21 protein-coding genes and 1 pseudogene are annotated in these 20,257 nt (G+C 41.7%); 16 read left to right on the top strand and 6 right to left on the bottom strand.

All coding sequences use genetic code 11. The features are described from left to right. From LI82_RS01275 to LI82_RS01255, 5 genes and pseudogenes are all read left to right on the top strand, one after another. Positions 1–806: pseudogene (locus tag LI82_RS01275) on the top strand (amino acid permease); the annotation flags it as partial. A gap of 15 nt (positions 807–821) precedes the next feature. After that, a complete protein-coding gene (locus tag LI82_RS01270; protein WP_048193166.1) occupies positions 822–1,085 on the top strand; it encodes a hypothetical protein in 264 nt (87 codons plus the stop codon). Between the two features lie 12 nt (positions 1,086–1,097). Continuing rightward, positions 1,098–1,343, top strand: coding sequence for a hypothetical protein (locus LI82_RS01265; RefSeq protein ID WP_048193165.1), 246 nt, complete (start codon positions 1,098–1,100; stop codon positions 1,341–1,343). 85 nt (positions 1,344–1,428) lie between these two features. Next, positions 1,429–1,905 (top strand): class II SORL domain-containing protein, encoded by a 477-nt coding sequence (locus LI82_RS01260; RefSeq protein ID WP_048193164.1) that lies wholly within the window; start codon positions 1,429–1,431, stop codon positions 1,903–1,905. Between the two features lie 98 nt (positions 1,906–2,003). Next, positions 2,004–2,417, top strand: coding sequence for a response regulator (locus tag LI82_RS01255; RefSeq protein ID WP_048193163.1), 414 nt, complete (start codon positions 2,004–2,006; stop codon positions 2,415–2,417). A gap of 354 nt (positions 2,418–2,771) precedes the next feature. On the opposite strand, the gene nrdD is transcribed toward LI82_RS01255, so the two are convergent. Beyond that, positions 2,772–3,128, bottom strand: coding sequence for an anaerobic ribonucleoside-triphosphate reductase (gene nrdD / locus LI82_RS12325; protein ID WP_052402649.1), 357 nt, complete (start codon positions 3,126–3,128; stop codon positions 2,772–2,774). A gap of 1,449 nt (positions 3,129–4,577) precedes the next feature. Between nrdD and LI82_RS01240 the strand changes: the two genes are divergently transcribed. From LI82_RS01240 to LI82_RS01215, 6 genes are all read left to right on the top strand, one after another. After that, complete coding sequence (locus LI82_RS01240) at positions 4,578–5,102, top strand: VIT1/CCC1 transporter family protein (protein WP_048193161.1); 525 nt, start codon at positions 4,578–4,580, stop codon at positions 5,100–5,102. A gap of 52 nt (positions 5,103–5,154) precedes the next feature. Next, positions 5,155–5,595 carry a universal stress protein gene (locus LI82_RS01235; protein ID WP_048193160.1) on the top strand — a complete coding sequence of 147 codons (441 nt, stop codon included), beginning with the start codon at positions 5,155–5,157 and terminating at the stop codon, positions 5,593–5,595. A 41-nt stretch (positions 5,596–5,636) separates the two neighbouring features. Then, positions 5,637–6,584 (top strand): calcium/sodium antiporter, encoded by a 948-nt coding sequence (locus LI82_RS01230; RefSeq protein WP_048193159.1) that lies wholly within the window; start codon positions 5,637–5,639, stop codon positions 6,582–6,584. A gap of 122 nt (positions 6,585–6,706) precedes the next feature. Further along, complete coding sequence (locus LI82_RS01225) at positions 6,707–7,153, top strand: hypothetical protein (RefSeq protein ID WP_048193158.1); 447 nt, start codon at positions 6,707–6,709, stop codon at positions 7,151–7,153. A gap of 228 nt (positions 7,154–7,381) precedes the next feature. Continuing rightward, positions 7,382–7,660: an ACT domain-containing protein gene (locus LI82_RS01220; protein ID WP_048193157.1), complete on the top strand. Its 279-nt coding sequence runs from the start codon at positions 7,382–7,384 to the stop codon at positions 7,658–7,660. A gap of 14 nt (positions 7,661–7,674) precedes the next feature. Next, positions 7,675–9,036 carry a PFL family protein gene (locus tag LI82_RS01215; RefSeq protein ID WP_048193156.1) on the top strand — a complete coding sequence of 454 codons (1,362 nt, stop codon included), beginning with the start codon at positions 7,675–7,677 and terminating at the stop codon, positions 9,034–9,036. An 84-nt stretch (positions 9,037–9,120) separates the two neighbouring features. Here LI82_RS01215 and LI82_RS01210 read toward each other — a convergent pair whose 3' ends face one another. Next, positions 9,121–9,630 carry a shikimate kinase gene (locus LI82_RS01210; RefSeq protein WP_236622635.1) on the bottom strand — a complete coding sequence of 170 codons (510 nt, stop codon included), beginning with the start codon at positions 9,628–9,630 and terminating at the stop codon, positions 9,121–9,123. Positions 9,631–9,758: 128 nt separating this feature from the next. On the opposite strand from LI82_RS01210, the gene LI82_RS01205 reads away from it, so the two are divergent. From LI82_RS01205 to LI82_RS01185, 5 genes are all read left to right on the top strand, one after another. Continuing rightward, the gene (locus tag LI82_RS01205) at positions 9,759–9,998 is read left to right on the top strand and encodes a hypothetical protein (RefSeq protein WP_135607238.1); all 240 of its coding nucleotides are present in this window, start codon (positions 9,759–9,761) and stop codon (positions 9,996–9,998) included. A 209-nt stretch (positions 9,999–10,207) separates the two neighbouring features. After that, positions 10,208–11,326, top strand: coding sequence for an MFS transporter (locus LI82_RS01200; protein ID WP_048193153.1), 1,119 nt, complete (start codon positions 10,208–10,210; stop codon positions 11,324–11,326). A 245-nt stretch (positions 11,327–11,571) separates the two neighbouring features. Then, positions 11,572–12,729, top strand: a complete 1,158-nt coding sequence (locus tag LI82_RS01195) for a GTP-binding protein (RefSeq protein WP_048193152.1) — start codon at positions 11,572–11,574, stop codon at positions 12,727–12,729. Positions 12,730–13,157: 428 nt separating this feature from the next. Continuing rightward, positions 13,158–14,540 (top strand): ammonium transporter, encoded by a 1,383-nt coding sequence (locus LI82_RS01190; RefSeq protein WP_048193151.1) that lies wholly within the window; start codon positions 13,158–13,160, stop codon positions 14,538–14,540. A 4-nt stretch (positions 14,541–14,544) separates the two neighbouring features. Further along, positions 14,545–14,883 (top strand): P-II family nitrogen regulator, encoded by a 339-nt coding sequence (locus LI82_RS01185; RefSeq protein ID WP_048193150.1) that lies wholly within the window; start codon positions 14,545–14,547, stop codon positions 14,881–14,883. A 103-nt stretch (positions 14,884–14,986) separates the two neighbouring features. Here LI82_RS01185 and LI82_RS01180 read toward each other — a convergent pair whose 3' ends face one another. The 4 genes from LI82_RS01180 to mtaB form a co-directional block, all read right to left on the bottom strand. Further along, entirely contained in the window at positions 14,987–16,903 is a 1,917-nt protein-coding gene (locus LI82_RS01180; RefSeq protein ID WP_048193149.1) for a hydantoinase/oxoprolinase N-terminal domain-containing protein, read from the bottom strand. Between the two features lie 82 nt (positions 16,904–16,985). Then, positions 16,986–17,852 carry a cation diffusion facilitator family transporter gene (locus LI82_RS01175; protein WP_048193148.1) on the bottom strand — a complete coding sequence of 289 codons (867 nt, stop codon included), beginning with the start codon at positions 17,850–17,852 and terminating at the stop codon, positions 16,986–16,988. 62 nt (positions 17,853–17,914) lie between these two features. Then, complete coding sequence (locus tag LI82_RS01170; protein ID WP_081955699.1) at positions 17,915–18,532, bottom strand: acetate uptake transporter; 618 nt, start codon at positions 18,530–18,532, stop codon at positions 17,915–17,917. A gap of 332 nt (positions 18,533–18,864) precedes the next feature. Continuing rightward, complete coding sequence (gene mtaB, locus LI82_RS01165) at positions 18,865–20,250, bottom strand: methanol--corrinoid protein co-methyltransferase MtaB (protein WP_048193147.1); 1,386 nt, start codon at positions 20,248–20,250, stop codon at positions 18,865–18,867. Positions 20,251–20,257 lie beyond the last annotated feature (7 nt).

Genomic DNA, 20,257 nt, shown 5'->3' with positions numbered 1-20,257 from the left:
CAAATGGTTTTATTGGTATTTTTGCAGCACTCCAGTTCGGTCCCTGGTTCTACCTGGGTATTGAAGGAGCTGCAATGTGTGCTGAGGAATGTAAGCACCCAACAAGAGCAGTTCCTCTTGGTCAGCAGGCTGGTATGATCACACTGTTGCTTGCAGCAGGTATGACACTCTATGTCTGTTCAGGATTTATCCCAACAGCTGAGCTTGGTGTTTCTGCATACCCACTTTACGAAGCAGCAACACAAAGCGGAGTTAAGTTCCTGGTTGCATTCCTGGCAGTAGGTACACTCTTTACCTGTCTGGCAAGTGCGAACGGTACTGTCTGTGATTCATCAAGATCATGGTTCGCCCTTTCAAGGGACCACTTCCTTACACCATGGTTCTCAGCAGTACACCCAAAGTACAGCACTCCATACAGGGCAGTTATCTTTACAATGCCAATTGCGATCGCATTTGCATTCAGTGGTTTCCTTGATCAGGTCATTACGTTCTCGATCACATCAGGATTGGTATGTTATGTGATGATCCCATTCTCCCTGATACGCTTCAGGAAGATGTTCCCGGAACACACACAGAAGGTACGTCCATTTGTCGGACCACTGCAGCCTTATCTTGCATACTTCACGATCTTCCTTGCGATCGTGATCATGTCAACACTGAACTGGGGTTACAGCTACAACCTTGTCTTCGGTCTGGTGTTCTATGTGGTTGCATACTTCTACTTCTCGTGGAGATACAGAAGCATTGAATCAAAACACGACTGGGGAGAAGACCTTGGATGGCCTGAACCTGCACACAGGAGATGAACGGGAGGAGATAAAATGGCAGATGAAGCATTATATCATAACAAATTGAAGCAGGATGCAGGAGTAATCATGCTGGTATTGGGACTGCTTTACTTCTCAGAGACATATATTGTCTACAATATCCTGTCAACTCTTTGGGGTGAAGTTCCTGAACTCGGTAGGATCTGGCCGATCTACATAGTATTCTATCTATTGTTGATCGGTATAGAGACCATTGGATGTATAAGGGTCTATAATTCCATAAAGGAACACATGTTCGACTTTGAGTACTATGACTGAGGAGGAAAAGACATGGCTGAAGCAGTAAAAGAAAGAGGCATGTTGGGGCAGATCTTGGATATCCTGTTCATCTTCATATTAGCAGGTGTCTGCGTTGTAACGCCTGTAATCCTTCAGGGAACGGTCCTTGTAGGATGGGAAGGAACAGGTGGAATGCAGTTCGTATGGGATCCAGTCTCATATTTCGGCCTCCTGGCTGTAATAATTGTATTCTTCGGTGTGATCCTGTATCACTCGGTGAAGAATTACAAGTTCTGAACATGAGGAATAGTTGTCAGCAAATTGCTGGCAACTATATATTTTCAAAGAGCATATAATATATTGAATTAAGGGGTGAGATCCTATGACCGAACAAGTAATTAACCACCTGAAAGATCCGGAGAATATGACAGAAACCGAGATGAAGCACGTTCCTGTCATCGAAGCTGAAGATGTGATGACAGCAGAAGGTTCATTTGAGGTTACTGTAAGACTCGGAGAAGTCCCACATGTGATGCAGGATGACCACTATATCGAGTGGATTGAACTGTATCTGGGAGATACGAAGATCGGAAGAGTGGAGCTTTCACCTTCCGATGAGAAAGCAGAAGCAACATTTACTGTAGAACCTACAGAAGAAATTGTTGGAATACGTGCATATGAGATCTGTCACATTCGTGGTGTGAACGTTTGTGGAGACTGTGGTACAAAAGCTGTGATCATGAAGCTTAAAGCATTAGCAAGCTGTAATGTCCATGGCCTTTGGCAATCTGTCAGGCAAGTTGAGATCATGTCAAAGAAGGTTAAGGAAGGAAAATCCTGCGCTTGGCATGCAAAGTAAATTGAATATGATGTAGGGGGTACATCTAAAGAATGCCGGATCATCTCCGGCATTTTTCATATTTTAAAAAGTGATATTCTATTTCAAGAGAGGGAGCTATGAAAGAAAAGAATATCCTCATAGTTGAAGACGAGATGATCGTTGCCATGATGATCAAACTTAAGCTTCTGGATATGGGATACAAGTTTGCAGGACATGCTACATCCGGGGAAGATGCTATAAGGATGGTTGAAGAGAAAAAGCCAGATCTTATTATCATAGATATTTACCTGAAGGGGAAAATGGATGGCATTGAAGCTGCAACAGAAATATTGAAGTCACACTTTGTTCCATTTATATTTCTTACCGGTGATCCGGACAAAGAGACAAGAGCAAGAGCATCTATTGCAAATCCTGCGGGCTATCTTCAAAAGCCATTTATGGAAGAGGAATTGGAATATGTTATAGAATCTGCCTTCCATAAGTCTAAAAGTCCAATTTTCAAGCAAATGGCTCATGATATAGCCGCTTGACTCCTTTTTTAAGTATTGATAGAAGTCATCAGAAATTTTAAACCAGAACATCGTCTATTATATGGAGTAGTTTTTTATACAGGACTTCGAAGAGGCTATTTTTCAACTTTTCCTGAAGTCCGATTTAACATCCATGTGCATTTTTCCGGTGACTCCAACCTCAAAAAACTTTTTTTAGTTACGAGATTTTGAACCAATAGCCGTATTTACTCTAAAAATAATATAGAATATGGGAGTAGGAGCTAAAGGGACCTTGCCAACTGGCTGTGACTCTGGTTTGACAACCTCCCCAAAAAAACGTTAAACAATTCGCTTCTGTTCCCGCATTATTTTCCTATTTACGTATGGTTCATATCATTTTATATCAGATCGAACGCGGTCTTTAAGTTCCTGTTTTTTTGCAGCATTCCATCCACTAACATTGGATATATAGCCAGTTACCCTTGAGAGTTGGTGGACACTATGATTCATGCAATCCGGACACATTGGCTGGTCACATACAGGACACTGTGCAATATTTGCAACGGTATCATGAGCACATTTTTCCCCATTAAGTGCAACCCATATGTGAACTGGACATGGATTATTTTCATCAGTTTTCATAGGTTTTCCATCATTGAACTCATTGCACCATTCTTTACATCTGTCAATAAATTTATTCTTTGGGAGTGCAAACAGCTCTTCTGTTGACATTGTTTGTGAATTTGACATTTTTATTTCTCCTGTTTTTGTATACTCTTTAAATTTGAATTATTGATTAATAATGGTTTTTAAACCCATAATAGGATACTAATATACCGAAGTTGGTAACAGAGCTGATAACACGAATAAGATATTATAATCAACCCCAATCAACCTCAACATTCTATCTTCGCTCTCGATGATCTTCCTAAGTCCCATCAGAAAATTAATTTTGGTAAGATTTGGAATCGTAGTATAGAAGCTCTTGTAGAATGACTTAAAGTTGATATCTATATACCAATCGTTTTGGAAACATGGTCATCCTTGGCCAGAGATTTACGATACTTGACCATATGCTGTTTGATCTTTCTCTCTTTGGGAAACAGTAAATTGCGTTTCTATTTTTCCGTTTCAAGGATCAGTTCCTATGGTTACTTTTTCCGCTTTGTCCGAAAAATCGGGCATTTAGACAAAAATTATATTTAAATATCCGAAATATTTTTCAAATAAATTAATAAAGAGGATTATACAACCGCCGCTACTTCTACAGAGATTGGAGTCACGTTTCCCATATAGTCTTCATAATATAGTCGTATATCGACCATTGTATGCGGATGTGGCAATTCTACGTGATGTGTTTCCATAGTTTCGTTATCCACAGTGACATTTATCTTAAACTCGCCTTTTGATAATGGGAGCCGTAATCCCAAAGGTCTCTTTCGGGAGATATCACTCTTAGGTTCCAACTTATAAGTTTCTGTTATTATGGACACGTTGCGTGAATCGAATACGTCAATGACCACAGTATGGTCATTAATATCGTGGTTGTGGACTACAAAAAAGGGGGACACGGGTCCAGAAAATATAAATGGCATGAATAAGAGGGATGCGATCAACAAAATGAAGATGCCAAACACTGATGCAAGAATTATTTTATTTGTTGTTTTGATAATCTCACATCCTTCTTTGGTTTTTCATATAAAAATTATGTTATCTAATATTAAATATTATGTCATCTAATATTAAAAATTATTTGTCTGAGGGCGATAAAAAGTTAAATAAAAACATGTCATAATTTGCCACTTATCCAACGATTCGTATTTTTTTGTCCGAAAATCCATGTTGTTGTTCGATAAATACCCTATTTTTCAGACAAAGCGTACTTTTTCGTAAAGTCTATGTACTTACAGACACAATATGAATATCGGGTATGGGTGCTATCTAACTATTCTTGGGTATCAAACCAGTCCTCATCAACAATCGTCAGCAGTTTAGTCCAGCGAAGCTATTGACGAATGTATGAATCAAAAGTATGAACAAATAAGCATTTAGACTTCCAGAATCTGCCTTCCGCAAGCATATGGTTGAAAAGCGGGTAGATGTTCTGGTATGATGATCAGGTCTACGGTTTAATGTTTTATCAGGCCGTCCTCTTCTGATCACCTGCGAAAGTTCAAAAGACCCGGCCGAGAATTGGATATGAAGTTTAATAAAGAACAGGGAAGATACATCATTCTGGGCAGCATCGACGGTCTTCTAGCTGTGCTTGGTGTGGTAATCGGAACGTCACATGTTGTTGACGATCCGTCAATTATCATAAATGCAGCCCTTGGAGGTGCAGTCGCTCTTGCCATGACAAATGGTATTGGATCCTATCTTGCAGAGAGTGCCGTAGAATACGGAAACCTGGCTGAACTCGAGAAACCATTGCTAAGGAGTCTGGAATCAACTGATCTGGAGGCCCGGACAAAGAAGAAGATATGGAACGATTCCATAGCTCATGGTGGTTCGAGCTTTATGGGATCCCTTGTCCCGATCTCACCCTTCTATTTCTTTGACGAGATGGCTCTTGAGATAGCTGTCGTATTAAGCATCTCAGTTCTTGCCATACTGGGGATATATTCCGGGAAGATAGCAAAGCAAAGTGTCATAAAACATGCTGTGAGAATGATTGGGCTTGGAGTGTTGATCGTTGCTGCTGTTACAGTACTCGGGTTGGAATAAAAGGGAATCCGGTAAATAGATGGAAAGCAAATAAACTAATGGAGTTGTCATTATGGGGGATATAGCATACAGGAACATCCTTGTTCCAATAGACGAGACACAAATGTCAAAAAGGGGTGTCGATCATGCACTTCATGTTGCAGAAAAAGAAGGCGGCAATCTCATAATCGTCTATCTGGAAAAAAGAAGGGAACTTGAATCCATCTTTCCAAAAGAGCTCTCTGAGAAGATGCTGGCAGTTGTCAAAGAGAACATCGAAGCTAACATGGAATATGCAATGAACGAAGCTAAAAAAGCAGGGATCCCAGCTGAAAAGATCGTTCTCAGCAGCGAGGATATCGGTAGAGATCTTATAAGAATAGCAGAAGAGAAAGCTGTGGACCTTACTGTCATGGGATCCGAGTCCCTGAGGAGAGATCCGCTTGGCAGTCTCACACGCTGGATAATTGCAGCAGATGTCGGACCCGTACTTGTTATTACCAGCGAGGATTAAGACATTCAATTTAAATGTAATGGAAAGCTATAGGGGAGACCATGGTGATCTCGACTTTATTGCTTTTCCTGTTAGGCCTTATTCTGATTACTAAGGGGGCGGATTGGTTCATCGAATCCGCAGTATCCATTTCAACAAAAAGCGGGCTTCCAAAGATCATTATAGGGGCCACAATTGTAAGCTTTGCCACAACTGCTCCCGAGTTCACAGTTTCTGCAATAGCTGCATATATTGGTCACACCGACCTCACCATAGGAAATGCAGTTGGCTCAGCTATCTGTAATATCGGTCTGGCACTGGGATTGGTCATAACGATAAAGGCAATACCCCTGGAAGATGGAGGATTCCTCCATAAAGGTGCCATCATGCTCATTTCTGGACTCACACTTATAGCTTTAACACTGGATGGAGTTCTAACATCAATTGATGGTCTGATATTGCTTGCTATTTTCGTAGGTTTCCTTTACTACAACTACCGCCTCCAGTCTGCAATATTCGATGGATCGGAAAATAAAAGGGAAAAGTTATCCCTGAAAGAAATGAAGTCTGATATATTCTATTTCATACTTGGCTCAGCCTGTGTGGTCATCGGCAGCCGACTACTCGTAGATTCCGGAACTGAGATCGCATACTGGCTGGGAATCCCTGAAATGATCATCGGACTCACACTTGTAGCCCTTGGAACATCATTACCAGAACTCATAACTGCTATATCTGCAACATTGAAGGGACATCAGGACCTCTCCATAGGCAACATCCTTGGAGCCAACACAATGGATATTGCCATGATACTGGGGTTCTCTTCACAGATCCGAACACTTCCTATTCTCCCTCAGTCAATTAACTATGACTTCCCGGTTATGATCCTTATCATGTTGATGCTTGTGATCTTTGGGATAACAAGAAAACGGCTCGACAGGTGGGAAGGCGGTGTGATCCTTATCACATATGTTGCCTACATTGCGGGTCTTTTCATATTCTACAATTGAAAGGTAGGCGTTTCCAGAAAACGCCTGCGAGATCGATTTATTTTAAACTCTCTAAAATAAGATGGCATCAGCCTTCGATATGCTTAAGTCCTAACAAACTGAACTTATTATGGGGAATTACTATGAACAAAATATGGTTAATTTTATTGATCGCTATCACTATGATGGCTGCAGGATGTTCTGGCGACGATGCTGAGACAACGACCTATACTGATGATGATGTGGAGATCACTGTCACAACACCGGAAGATGCTGAAAATGAATGGTGTCCTGTGGGAACTACATGGCAAGCATCAAACCCACAAACCGGCGAGAGTATGGATATGGAGATCGTTGGGACTGAGGTAATTGATGGAGTGACACTATGTAAAGCAGTTGTCGAGATCGAACCTGTTACAGAAGATATTGCTAAAATTGAATACCTTTGGTCAGAAGAAGCTGAGATGGTCATCTGGACCAGCTATGATGCATCCGGCAATGTCAAATCAGAAATGTCAATTATCGATGAAGTTATGACTATCACTGATGAGAACGGACAGGTCATGACCTTCGACATGAATGAACAATAATATGCCTTTGTGAATATGCGGTATTTTCTGCAATATTCACTTTTTCTCAATATTTTTTCTACTTTTTCTACTTTTTCTACTTTTTCTACTTTCTACCTGGATCTCTGGATCAAATTGATATTTTCATTATCCCGGACTATTTCCCTTCGAAAAGGTAAAGAGCTATAATCCATCACATAGTATAGCTCAGCATCACATTCAACTAATCATTCAAAGAAGGATAGAGATATGACCTCAACCCGCTTCATAATCACTGTTATCGGTATCGACAAGATAGGTATTGTTGCTAATATCACTAAGGTGATGGCAGATTTCAATGTGAATATCGTTGACATCAGTCAGACCCTTATGGAAGACCTGTTCACCATGATAATGCTGGCAGGTGTGAAAGATGAGAACTTCGATCTCACAGCATTCCAGAAAGCAATGTCTGAAGAAGGGGAAAAACTTGGAGTGGAAGTACGTGTCCAGCACGAAGATGCATTCCGCTTCATGCACAGGATCTAAAAGGAGGATCAAATATGCTTGTCCATCCGGAAGAGATACTGGAAACCATCCACATGATCAAAGCGGAGAACCTCGATATCAGGACCGTGACAATGGGTATCAACCTTCGTGGTTGCTGTCACAATGATATCGATGTGCTCAATGAAAGGATCTATGAGAAGATCACCGGTTATGCTAAGGATCTTGTCAGGACCACAGAGGAGATACAGAACCTCTATGGCATCCCCATCATCAATAAGCGCATAGCTGTAACTCCGATAGCTATCGTTGCTGAAAGCTGTGATACGGATGATTATGTGTCTATTGCAAAGACACTTGACCGTGCGGCAGAAGATGTTGGAATTGATTTTATTGGAGGTTTCACTGCCCTTGTGCATAAAGGAGCAACTCCCGGAGACATAAAACTTATCAATTCCCTTCCTCAGGCACTTGCAAGCACCAATAAGGTATGTTCATCCATCAACGTGGCTACCACAAAAGCAGGCATCAATATGGACGCTGTGGCAATGATGGGAAAGATCATCAAGAAGACTGCTGAAGCAACAAAGGATGATGATGGGATCGGATGTGCAAAGCTCGTCGTCTTTGCCAATGCACCGGAAGATAATCCGTTCATGGCCGGCGCCTTCCACGGCATCGGTGAACCTGACTGTGTTATCAATGTCGGTGTAAGCGGTCCGGGGGTCGTGAACTCCACCATCAGGGAACTCAAGGACCCTGACCTCGGCGAAATATCAGAAGCCATCAAGAAGACAGCTTTTAAGATCACCAGAATGGGGGAGATGGTGGGAAGGGAAGTTTCCCGTCGCCTCAATGTTGAGTTTGGCGTTGTGGACCTGTCCCTTGCACCAACACCCGAGATCGGTGACAGTGTAGCTGCTATTCTTGAAGCAATGGGGCTTCAGAACTGTGGGACCCACGGAACCACAGCAGCTCTTGCACTTCTCAATGATGCCGTGAAAAAAGGCGGGTCAATGGCATCTTCATATGTAGGGGGTTTAAGCGGTGCATTCATCCCTGTAAGTGAAGATGCAGGCATGATTCATGCAGTTGAGATTGGTGCGTTAAGCCTTGAAAAGCTTGAAGCTATGACAAGTGTTTGCTCTGTGGGACTGGATATGATAGCCATCCCCGGTGATACATCGGCCTCCACGATCTCAGCGATCATTGCAGATGAGATGGCCATAGGTATGATAAACAAGAAGACAACTGCTGTGCGCCTGATACCTGCACCTGGTAAAAAGGTTGGTGACAGCGTGGAGTACGGTGGACTTCTGGGACGTGCACCTGTTATGGCTGTGTCTGAATTCAGTTCCGAGGAATTTATCGGGCGCGGTGGAAGAATACCTGCACCTATACAGGCACTTACGAACTAAACAATCAGCCAACTAACTAACTATATAACTGAATCGATAAATAATGTTCAATTTGAGGAATGAATAAGCGGATAATGTGCCATTTTAATCGAAGCAGATAGCAATGATCCTATCTGCAATGGCACTTTTTCTTTCACCTTTTTCTATTTTAATGTGAACATCCATATATTTTTCATATAGTGCCTTACGCTCATGATACAGCTCTTTCAAGCTTTTATCCTTTAAACCCACAACTCCTCTTTTTGAAGGGTCAATCCTGCGAGCTATCCGACCAAACGGAGTATCCAGGTAAACAATAGTTGAGATGGATTTTAGATGCTCCATGGCAACTTCAGAATAGATCATACTGCCACCTGTTGCAATTATGTAGTTTCCCGATGGCTCAAGGTCAAGAACAACCTGTTCCTCCAGTTCAAGAAAGGCAGCATCTCCGGAATTGTCAATGAATGATTGCAGGCTCATGCCGATCCTTTTCTTAATGAGATCGTCGACATCAACAAAACCATAATTCAGCTTCTTTGAAAGCAACTTCCCAATTGTGGTCTTGCCCACACCTGACATTCCGATAAGCGTGATGTTCATATTTTCACTCATTTATTATTTGCTCAAAGATTATCAGGATCGAATATATAATTTTCATCAGTAATAAATTTAAATAAAAATATATATAACTATAAACTAAATCTTAGTTATCTTTATATTATAATTGCTATCCTTTATATATGGGAGAATTTAAAGTGGACACCTTAAAGGAAAGTCTGGATAGAAAACTGTCTCTAAATAGGCAGAAAATACAGACGCCAATAGGTCATGCATTACGTATGGACACTGATTTTAGCGTAAGAACTCCTAAAGGAACACTGAAGGGAAAAGCCGGAGATTACATAATTAAACACAAAAGTGGTATGGTCTCCATAATTGAATCATATGTCTTCAACAAAAGATATGATATCTTACGCTAAAAGGAATTTTATTAGCATTCTAATGAGAAAATGAACTGCTATACGGGTTTAGCTGAAGCTATTTATTCATTATTTATTAATTTCTCTTTTATGTAGATCAAAAGCGTATAACTTGCAAGACCGCAATCTTAGAAGAAGTATAGCTCTTTTAAGAGCCTTGTCAGAATGTAAAAGCTTATCTAACTTCCAGAGGAATAACAGACATTATCATGGATCATGAAAGGTTCTTACTCTATTCTTCCGCTTTTGTAATAATGGGACTTTCCAATGCAGTTATACCCATACTGCCTGAGCTTGCTGCCACCGGGCAGACAACAGCTATCACCTCATCAAGCCTATTATATTCATCGTTCTTCCTGGGTGCACTTTTCACCATGCTACCTTTCGGAATTCTCAGTGACAGATTTTGTAGCATGAAATTTGTAGTACTTGGATTACTACTTTCATTCATATCAGGAATTTTTATGGCCGTCACAGATGATTTCATGGTCCTCGTTCTGGCACGCTTTATTGAGGGAGCATCATGTGGTGCGTTCTTCCCTGCTGCATTTTCAAGGTTAGCACTTTTCACAAAAAAGATGCGCTACATAGGAGAATTCAACTTTCTGATCAATGGAGGTCTTGCTGCAGGTGTTGCAGTCACCGGCTACCTTGCAGATATCAGTATTAAATATGGAATATACCTGTTTGTTATACTGACTGCATTCATCCTCCTTTTCGCATTCTATTATATGGCCTGTCCTGCCGGAAAACATGAGATGGATAATGTGGCGAAGATCGGATCAATGTCAGTGGGATCCTATCTCTCATTCATTACGAGCAGAAGTTCACTCAGTATATGGATCATCTCGTTCCTGCTCGCAGGATCAAGTGGTGTGCTCGTGTCCCTGTATCCGGAATATAGCAGTAGTTTTCTGACAAAGACCGAACTGGGGATTGCGATCTCATTATTATACTTCTCAACCATGATCTCATCGCTAACAATAGCACGTTTCAATTTTAGCTATGAGGAACTGATCAAAAAGGGTATCCTTATAGCAACAGCCGGGATCATTGCAACCATCTATTTCCCGATGACCGGATTTACTGTTATAGGTCTTGGATCAGGGATCATGCTAGTTGGACTTCCACTGGCTATTACTAACATGAAGATCGATCATGGAACTGCAATGGGGATCTACAACACCTGCATCTATGCCGGACTGGCCTTGCTGCCACTGATGGCAGGAACATTTACAGGAGCATTCGATATAGGGGTGATATTTTTAGGAACTGCAGTTCTGTTCGGTGTAACTGTGGTTTTGAATCGTTTTCCTGTTCAATCCTGATCATGAAAGCAATGGAATGATCATTCTTTTTTGTCTTTTATATGATATCCGACTATTTCATGGATAGTGGGTGACTTTTCAGCATCAATTGAAGTTGTAAACAAGCATTTCGGGTGGCAGACCCGGCAATTGAAATCAATATCAAAAGGTATAATAACCAGTAATAGCGAACATATAAAGAGAAGAGGACGTATCATTTTTGGATCGGATGAAACGTTCATAAAAACAAAAGAGGAGCTACTAAAATGCTAACACTTGTAGTTGGCGGTTTTCTCGGAAGCGGAAAGACCACCACGATAATCAATACTGGTAAGTATCTCGTAGATAAGGGGCATAAAGTTGCCATTATTGTCAACGAGATCGGGGAGATCGGGATCGATGGTGATATCATCAATAAGTTCGGTTTCGATACAAAAGAGATTACGAACGGATGTATCTGTTGTTCACTCAAGATGGGCCTGCGGTCGACTGTGATCACACTTTTTAATTCTTACAACCCGGATGTCCTTATAATAGAACCTACCGGAATTGCATTCCCGAACGTGATCAAAAGAGAGATAGAACTGATGGACCTTGGTGAAGGTGCGGAAATTGCACCCCTTGTGACTCTTATAGACGGAAGCAGGTTCAAACACCTGCTAAAAGAGATGAAACATTTCTCCACCCGGCAGATAGAGGATGCAGAGATCCTTGCCATCAATAAGATCGACCTTATGGACAACATCCAGATACCTATTATAGAAGAGTCTGTACAGCAGCTCAATAGAAAAGCAAAAGTTATACGCATTTCTGCAAATAATAGTGATGAGAAATTCTATAGTTTCATGGACATGATTCTTCCTGAAGAGATGCTTAATGGATCTCCGGATATAAAAATTCAGGAAATGAAGTCGAAAGAGATGGGTAAATCATCCCTTGCTGCTGCAAATGGCATATCCCTTGTTAGCAAAAAAGAGATGGAATTTATCAAGGATGAGCAAGAAACTGAGAACTCTATCGACGCATCAGGTGTTGCAACCTACGCTGCAGAGTACACGATCAAGGACAGGACGGGTATCGATAGGGCAAAGGTGATCGCTAAAGAAATAATGGCGAACATAAAAACAGAAGTTATGGAGCATAGCCCTGAGTTCATAGGTCATATCAAGATGTTCCTCGATTCTGATGCAGATACAGTAAAAATGAATGTAACTGCCTACTTCGAAGAGCCGCAATTGGAATTAATAGAAACGGGAAAGAATGAGAACCTCAAGTTAAAGATACTTTCAGCGATCTCCAATATGGAAAAAGATGAACTTGTGAGGATAGTAGATACATTTTCAACGGATGCTTTCAAACGTTATGGAATTGAGATTGAAAAACTTGAAGCACACCATGAACACGACCATTCACACCATCATTAAGATGGTTACTTGCAATTTCAGCATGCTCCTTACAAACTGATGTTGTAGGGGCAACTTCTTTTTTGTATGGTTTTTACAACCTGTTTTGCACTTTTTTTTTAAACATTTAGTTCACCATTTTTTGAACTGCGGCAATTTTGATGAAATTTTAATATCGCATATTTTACAACCAAATGACAATTTTCTGTCCGTGTAATAGTAGGAAATCGATTACATGCATGCGATTTGACCATAATGTATGGTACTTGACTATAAAGTAAAGTAATTAATCACAACGTATGAGACTTTATGGGCAAGTCCAATCAAATAGTTAATATTAAATAATATTAAGTATACAGTAAGATTCCGTGTGCCTATTTGGATCGAAGGTACAGGAGTTACAATAGATGATAAATTTAGGAAATGGATAGACGAAATGTGCTTACCTGATGTTGCTGGCACTTTTCGTTATATTTACAGCAACTACATTAACAGCATCCGCTGCAACAGTGGATGAAAACGCACAGGCAATTGCTGATCTGGAAACAGCATTGACATTTGTCTGGCTGCTTGTTGCAGGGGCAATAGTGGTCCTGATGCATGCAGGATTTTCACTAGTAGAGGTCGGACTTACACGGTCCAAGAACACTGCCAATATTCTCATGAAGAACTTCATGACCATCTGTCTTGGTATTCTGGTATACTGGGCAGTGGGATGGGGCATCATGTATGGTGCCGATGCAGCAGGTCTGATAGGCATTGACCAGTTCTTCCTTAAAGGAGCTGACAATGCTCTCTGGAACAGCTGGTGGTTCCAGATGGTGTTCGCAGCAACCGGAGCAACCATAGTTTCCGGGGCAATGGCAGAAAGAACTGACCTGAAAGCTTACCTTATATACACGATCGCACTTGTAGCATTTATCTATCCGGTATATGGTCACTGGGTCTGGAGCGGTGCTGACAAAGCACTACTCGCAGGTGTTGAAAGCCCCATTGTAAAATTCGCTGGTGTGGGATTCCATGACTTTGCAGGATCAGGAGTAGTACACTCAATAGGCGGTTATTCTGCTCTTGCAGGAGTGATGCTTGTAGGTTCCAGGATAGGTAAGTTCAGAAATGGAAAGCCAGTGGCTATTCCAGGCCACAACCTTACATTTGCATTCCTCGGAACTCTTATCCTGGCAGTGGGATGGATAGGTTTCAACGGAGGAAGTACACTTGACGGTAATGATGCATACATGAATCTGGTGATTGTAAACACATTCATCTCAGCAGCTGCCGGTGCAGTAGCTGTGATGCTGATCACCTGGATCAAGACAGGGAAACCCGACCCCTCACTTACTGCAAACGGTCTCCTCGCAGGTCTTGTGGCAATTACAGCACCATGCGGTTCAGTTAACAACTGGGCAGCACTGGTTATCGGACTTGTAGGAGGAATTGTTGTCTACAAAGGAGTAATGTTCAATGAGAATGTCCTGAAGGTGGACGATCCTGTAGGTGCTATTGCAGTACACGGTTATGCAGGAAGCTGGGGACTCTTAGCTGTAGGAATATTCTCAATCGGAATGGGGAACGGTATTCTTTCCGATGCAGTATATGCAGCAGAAGGAGTAGGTTTGATCTACGGAGGATATGGCCAGTTCGTCATCCAGGTCATAGGAATGGTTCTGAGTATCGCATGGGGATTTGGAATCTCCTATATTGTATTCAAGATAATTGATCTGGCAATAGGGATCCGTGTCTCTGCAGGAGATGAGATCGCAGGCCTTGACCAGGTCGAACACGGTATCAGGGCATATCCTGAGTATGTTCTGAGCAGAGAGGAGGCCTGATAGAATGCAGAAGATAGAAGCCATCATACGGCCTACAAAGATACATGATGTTAAGGCTGCACTGGAGAATGCAAAATTCGAGAGCATGACCATAACGGATGTCACAGGACGTGGAAAACAGAGAGGAATGGTCCATCAGTGGAGAGGACGTGAATATTGCGTAGACCTGTTACCCAAGATCAAGGTTGAGATCGTGGTTCCAGAAGCAAAGGTCGATGAAGTGGTCGGCATCATCATGGAGAACGCTTCAACGGGTGAAGTTGGTGATGGAAAGATATTCATCTACCCGGTCGAAAGAGCTATTCGGATACGCACAGGCGAAACAGATGGGGATGCACTCTAAAGTGTACTCCTCTATATTTATTTTGATCATACCTATTTTATTATAATAGATTACAAATCTTGCTTCTTTTATGAAGATATATCTAACTTTTCTTCATTCAAATTCAAATAATACCGACACCAACAAAAGTTATTTTTGACTCCATCGGTGGATGGCGCCAGCCTTCCGGTGAAACATGCTTTTCCGTTACCGTTACATTAACGTTACTTTCCCGAATACCACATTCACTCATGTAGCTATAGGCCATCGATCTGCCATGATCGTTAGCAAAAGTTAATGCCTGTACGTATGTGTCAAACTTTAGCCTTCCATCAGGAGAGAATACAAAGAAATCCCTATCTGGATCATTCACTGAAACCGGTTTTATCATAATTTCGATCCTTTTGATGCCTTTGCCAAAAAGAGCACCTGCAGCATTACCCACTTCAGCATGATCCGGAACTATCACGTCAGCGTTTATGAAAGATCTGACCTCATCCTTATAGGCTATTACAGGCCCTCCAAGAAGTATTACTGGAATTTCCACGTCGAACTTTGCCTTGAACTTTCCATCAACGATCTTTTCAATTCCTGAACGGTCCACTCCCGGAAGGATATAAGACATCAGTTCAAGTGACATGTTCCTGGCAAATCTTTTTTTAAGAGAGGCAGAAAGCTCATATTTACCGGTATTGTTCAGCTTTGCAATGACATCAGCACCCAATTTGGATGCCTCTGAGTTCCATTCATTATACTCACCAAGAACATGCAGTACATCTGTTGGTGTAAAACCGATGGCCTGGATTAATCTTTTCTTTATGAGAGAGCTCAATACAAAGGAAGATGGGGGTTTTTTAAGTCTGTTACTCATATCATCGAACGAAACAGGATCTATACCTATCACAGACAGGACCATCTCCTCATTCTCTGTCAGTTCAACGATCTCATGGTTAGTTCTTACAAAGAACTTGGTTGGCTGGATATTCTCATCAAAAAGCCTGCGAGAAGGAACTACAATTCTCTTTAATTTTTCGAGAAATCCTTTATATTTAACAGCAGCAAGACATAAAGGTTCTACTCTCCTGGGACCGATGTGGATGTTTTTGTCCTTGGTCCAGATATGGCTGTCACCACCCATTGCAGATGTTTCCATATGAATTGCCTTGACCTTTGTCTGCCAGCCACCAACAATTGCACCTGCTTCACTGAGGTCCGGAACGTTTTCACAAAGCATGGAAACGTCAGTACTTGTACCACCAACATCTATGACAGCGCATGTATCAATATCAGAAAGATAGGAGGCACCGATCAGACTTGCAGCAGGACCTGAGAATATCGTTTCGATGGGTCTTTCCAGTGCATCCCTGATACCAACCACAGAACCATCGCATTTGAGCATGATGAGCCTTGCATCCATCTGCCTTCTCTTCATTTCGGATATTATTGCATTAATGAAATGTTTTCCAACAGGGAGTAATTGTGCGTTAAGATAAGCTGTTACTGATCTCTCATAGGCACCTATATCCTGGGAAAGTTCATGCCCACATACTACCGGTTTACCTGTGAGCTTTGTGATCATCTCCTTTACCCGGAGTTCATGTTCAGGATTGCGTATGCTAAAATGTCCGGATACAGCAAAAGCTGATACATTATCCTTTACCCTCAGAACGAAGTTCTTCACAGCTTCTATATCCAAAGGTGCCATTTCTTCTCCCATATGGTCATGGCCACCTGAAACAAAAATGATATCATTCGTTGGGAAATCCTTCTCAATATTATGATCACCTGCAAGAATAAGACCTACCGGATAGCCGGTATCTTCAAGAACAGTATTTGTGGCAAGTGTTGTGGAAAGCGACACAAGTTTTACTTTTCTCAGGTATTCTTCATCAATTCCATTAATTGCATTCTGAATTCCCTCGATCAGATCAGGATATGTTGTCAGTGCCTTATTGGAAGTCACTACCGATCTGTCCGCATCCCTCACAAGTATCGCGTCCGTATATGTTCCGCCTGCATCAATGCCTAAACTATACTGCATTATTTATCACCGTTCTTTCTAATGGCCAGATCGGACAGGTATGATCCAATTCAGCCTGTAATTCACATCACAAAGATTAAGTTCACAGGGGTTCGACGTGAACAAATACGTCCGAAACCCCTCTATAAGTTCTTTTCAGATCATTTTCGATGCGTGCCACCAACCTTTGTGTGTCCCTTATATGCATATCAGACAACACTTTAACACGGAGATCAACAAAAATGCTCTGCGAAGCTCCATGCGCACGAACCATATAGCAATCCTCCACTCCATCTATCGAATTCACTATTCTGCATACAGTATTTTCATCTAGCCTACAGCCATCACATAATGTATTACTGGATTCGACAATGATGGATGCACACTCCTTGAAAAGAAATGCAACGATAAGAAATACGACCAGAATTTCTGCCAGTGGATAGATTGTTCCGGATATCAGAATCCCTGCAACTACAATTGATAATAAAAGGTCGGTTTCCACCATAGATGGAGTGAAAATATCTTTTAGTCCTAAGAATGCTTCCTCTTTTTTGTTTTTTAATATTAAAATATCCAGAATTATTGCAACAAACAATGTGGCAAGTACAAATGGATAAAATTTGTAATAATTATCGACTGATATAGCTGTAATCATCGTTTTTAGAACATAGATGCCAAACAGAACAAACATTAAGGCAACAAAAAGAGACATCAATGAACCATATTTTTTGTATCCATATGGATGATCTTTGTCGGTAAACTGAGAGACTATCTGTGGAACAAATATTCTGGCAGATCCGATTATACAAATAAACAGCGAATAATATCCAATTGATTCAATTGCAGAGAGGCCAGCATAAATTCCTATAGTTAATTCAAGCATTGCAATTGCCAGGTAAACTAAAAGGAAGGCAAATGATATTCCCTTTATTGAATAGATGGTCCACATATTGATCCCTTCATTTTTCATATAAGGTCACAGCCGTTTAAATGCCGGCTGATAACCTTTAATACGTATCTTATGTCGTAGATTTACAGTGGTACAACTGTCTTGCCAAATACGGAATTCGTTACAAGTGCAAGTGAAGTATACATTGCAGAAAGACCAAGTAATAAGGTCATATAACCTGCAAGTGAACCAACTCCAATTCCAAAGTTTGCTGCTGCATTCAGTAAAAATGTCAGTGTGAGTGTGACGAATACCACAATTATTGCCTTGATGCCGATTTTGAATGTAACAAGCAATAGGACCAGGGAAACCAGACCCCATATAAGAAGGTAGAAACCAACGGATGCTGCACTGGCTGCACCGAGAACACCACTTGCAAGTCCTGTGGACATCAGTATGAACGCAAAGGAGAACCAGAATAAACCAAAGGCTGAGAATGCTGTTGCTCCGAAAACATCTCCTTTCTTCCAGCCTTCAATACCTGCAAATACTTGTGCAAATCCACCAAGGAAGATGGACATTGATACTACCATCGTAGCATCTGCAAAGAATCCTGACCCCATCAGGCCAAGCATTGTAGCAGCAAGACCAAGTCCCATGAATCCGAGTGGTGCATGATCTGATGTTTTATCGATTATGTGAAATTCATTCTCAGGCTTACATAAAATACAGTTCTCTGGTGTCTCTTCATTATTTGTCAAATAGAATCACTTCCTGTTTTATTGTAATAATGGATGTTGTAAACTATCAATTATTATTATATAAATAAATAAATAAATAAATAAATAAATCTAAATTACAATGAATTATAATGCGAAATCTCGCTCATAAAAAAAACTCACAATTGTAAGGAGATAAAGGAGTTTGTAAATTCCTGGATATCGCCTCCTATCTGTTTATTTGGTTTAGGTAAAGGGTGTTATCGTAGTTAGTAAAGGGGGTTTTAAAACGTCTGTAATACAAGGTGATGAAAAGTAGCCCCGAAAGATCCGGGGCTACAGTCCACGTTTGGGAGAACTTTCCGGTAATCTGCTTAGAGACCGTAGTTCTCAGGCAGGAATACCTTGACTTCTTCCTTGTACTTAGCCATGCAGTCGCTCATGAAGGTGTCCTGGTCGTCTGTAAGTGCTTCCAGTGCAGCCTTTGCATCTGTGAGTGCACCCATCTCGAACCTTGTGAGGTCGAGCTTGCCAGCAGCACCTTCTTCCATGATCTCTACAGACTTGATTGCAGCATTCTTTGCACGGAGGTAGATGTCGTTTCCGTCCTTGACAATTGCCTCACCAACGCGGTATGCATTGTCATATGCAAGAACATAGCCCTGTGGATCCCTGTACTTGTCGGAAAGTGTGAACAAGTCTCTGAGGGTCTTCTCCTGGCCTGTTGCAAGTGCAGTGTTCATCAAAGCACAGTCGTAGCCGAGGGACTCTGACCAGCACTGTACGGATGTACCACCGAACTCTGCGTGGTATTCTACAGACTCGTTTGACCAGAGGTCACAGCACTGCATGACAAGGTTACCCATGACATCAGAGTGTGCACATGTGGAAGTCTTACCTTCCTGTGTCATTGGCATACCTGTGATTGCCTTTATTACGGTGTTCTCATATCCACAGTCCTTACCTGGACCTACAGCTCCTGCCTCGTATGCTGCGAGTGATCTTGGTGCTGAGATAGCCCTTGCAATGATTGCAAGAGTGTGAGCAAGGTTCTTGTCAAGCAGACCGCCACCAATGAACATTGCAGTATTTGCTTCGGAACAGTCAGTATCACCAGCTGCAACGACGTTGTGCTTCTTTGCAACACTGGCGATCTCCTGCCAGAGGAAATCCATATCCATGGTACCAAGGCATCCAATAGCATAGAGCATACCAGGAACATCGTTCCTCAGGATAGCATAATCGAATACTTCCTTACCACCCATTGATTCTACAGAAAGAAGGTCAGCACCGTTTGCAGCAACCTCTTCAAAGGACTCCATCAGGACATTGAACTTATCTCCTCTAAGGCCAAGGAAGTCACGATCTTCACGGATATCACCAGGTGTGTGTCTTAATGCACATTTGATGCCGTACTCATCGTGGAACTCTTCCATGATCTCTTTCTGTGCGTGTGCGACCTCTCCTCCCCATGTTGGGTTGTTGGTCATCTGCTCGACGTGTTCTGTTTCGAGTACTACAGATGGGAAACCTACCTGAACCATACGGTTCATGATATCTGTGGTGATCCTCTGGTATTCCTTGACGAGTTTCTCCTTTGATGCACCTGCTTCAGGTCTTGGAGCATAGTTTACTTCAGGGGATGTGTATCCGCCACCGATCTCGAGATCAAGTCCTGCCTTTACAGGGAACTTTGACTTACCGAAGATCATATCATCTGCACTGCCATATGCCATTTTTGTGTATCTGTTGATTGCCATTTTTCTC

It is taken from the genome of Methanococcoides methylutens (genome assembly GCF_000765475.1).
Classification (GTDB): Archaea; Halobacteriota; Methanosarcinia; order Methanosarcinales; family Methanosarcinaceae; genus Methanococcoides; species Methanococcoides methylutens.
Note: the sequence above shows the minus strand (reverse complement) of the source record. Positions and strands in the feature narration are given on the sequence as shown.

Excerpts from the sequence above, each read along its gene's own strand:
- LI82_RS01220 (WP_048193157.1), top strand. The coding sequence starts at position 7,382 with ATGACCTCAACCCGCTTCATAATCACTGTTATCGGTATCGACAAGATA.
- LI82_RS01195 (WP_048193152.1), top strand. The coding sequence starts at position 11,572 with ATGCTAACACTTGTAGTTGGCGGTTTTCTCGGAAGCGGAAAGACCACC.
- LI82_RS01270 (WP_048193166.1), top strand. The coding sequence starts at position 822 with ATGGCAGATGAAGCATTATATCATAACAAATTGAAGCAGGATGCAGGA.
- LI82_RS01205 (WP_135607238.1), top strand. The coding sequence starts at position 9,759 with ATGGGAGAATTTAAAGTGGACACCTTAAAGGAAAGTCTGGATAGAAAA.
- LI82_RS01175 (WP_048193148.1), bottom strand. The coding sequence starts at position 17,852 with ATGAAAAATGAAGGGATCAATATGTGGACCATCTATTCAATAAAGGGA.
- LI82_RS01210 (WP_236622635.1), bottom strand. The coding sequence starts at position 9,630 with ATGAGTGAAAATATGAACATCACGCTTATCGGAATGTCAGGTGTGGGC.
- nrdD (WP_052402649.1), bottom strand. The coding sequence starts at position 3,128 with ATGTCAAATTCACAAACAATGTCAACAGAAGAGCTGTTTGCACTCCCA.
- LI82_RS01260 (WP_048193164.1), top strand. The coding sequence starts at position 1,429 with ATGACCGAACAAGTAATTAACCACCTGAAAGATCCGGAGAATATGACA.
- LI82_RS01230 (WP_048193159.1), top strand. The coding sequence starts at position 5,637 with ATGGTGATCTCGACTTTATTGCTTTTCCTGTTAGGCCTTATTCTGATT.
- LI82_RS01180 (WP_048193149.1), bottom strand. The coding sequence starts at position 16,903 with ATGCAGTATAGTTTAGGCATTGATGCAGGCGGAACATATACGGACGCG.
- LI82_RS01255 (WP_048193163.1), top strand. The coding sequence starts at position 2,004 with ATGAAAGAAAAGAATATCCTCATAGTTGAAGACGAGATGATCGTTGCC.
- LI82_RS01235 (WP_048193160.1), top strand. The coding sequence starts at position 5,155 with ATGGGGGATATAGCATACAGGAACATCCTTGTTCCAATAGACGAGACA.
- LI82_RS01215 (WP_048193156.1), top strand. The coding sequence starts at position 7,675 with ATGCTTGTCCATCCGGAAGAGATACTGGAAACCATCCACATGATCAAA.
- mtaB (WP_048193147.1), bottom strand. The coding sequence starts at position 20,250 with ATGGCAATCAACAGATACACAAAAATGGCATATGGCAGTGCAGATGAT.
- LI82_RS01225 (WP_048193158.1), top strand. The coding sequence starts at position 6,707 with ATGAACAAAATATGGTTAATTTTATTGATCGCTATCACTATGATGGCT.
- LI82_RS01190 (WP_048193151.1), top strand. The coding sequence starts at position 13,158 with ATGTTGCTGGCACTTTTCGTTATATTTACAGCAACTACATTAACAGCA.
- LI82_RS01185 (WP_048193150.1), top strand. The coding sequence starts at position 14,545 with ATGCAGAAGATAGAAGCCATCATACGGCCTACAAAGATACATGATGTT.
- LI82_RS01265 (WP_048193165.1), top strand. The coding sequence starts at position 1,098 with ATGGCTGAAGCAGTAAAAGAAAGAGGCATGTTGGGGCAGATCTTGGAT.
- LI82_RS01200 (WP_048193153.1), top strand. The coding sequence starts at position 10,208 with ATGGATCATGAAAGGTTCTTACTCTATTCTTCCGCTTTTGTAATAATG.
- LI82_RS01240 (WP_048193161.1), top strand. The coding sequence starts at position 4,578 with ATGAAGTTTAATAAAGAACAGGGAAGATACATCATTCTGGGCAGCATC.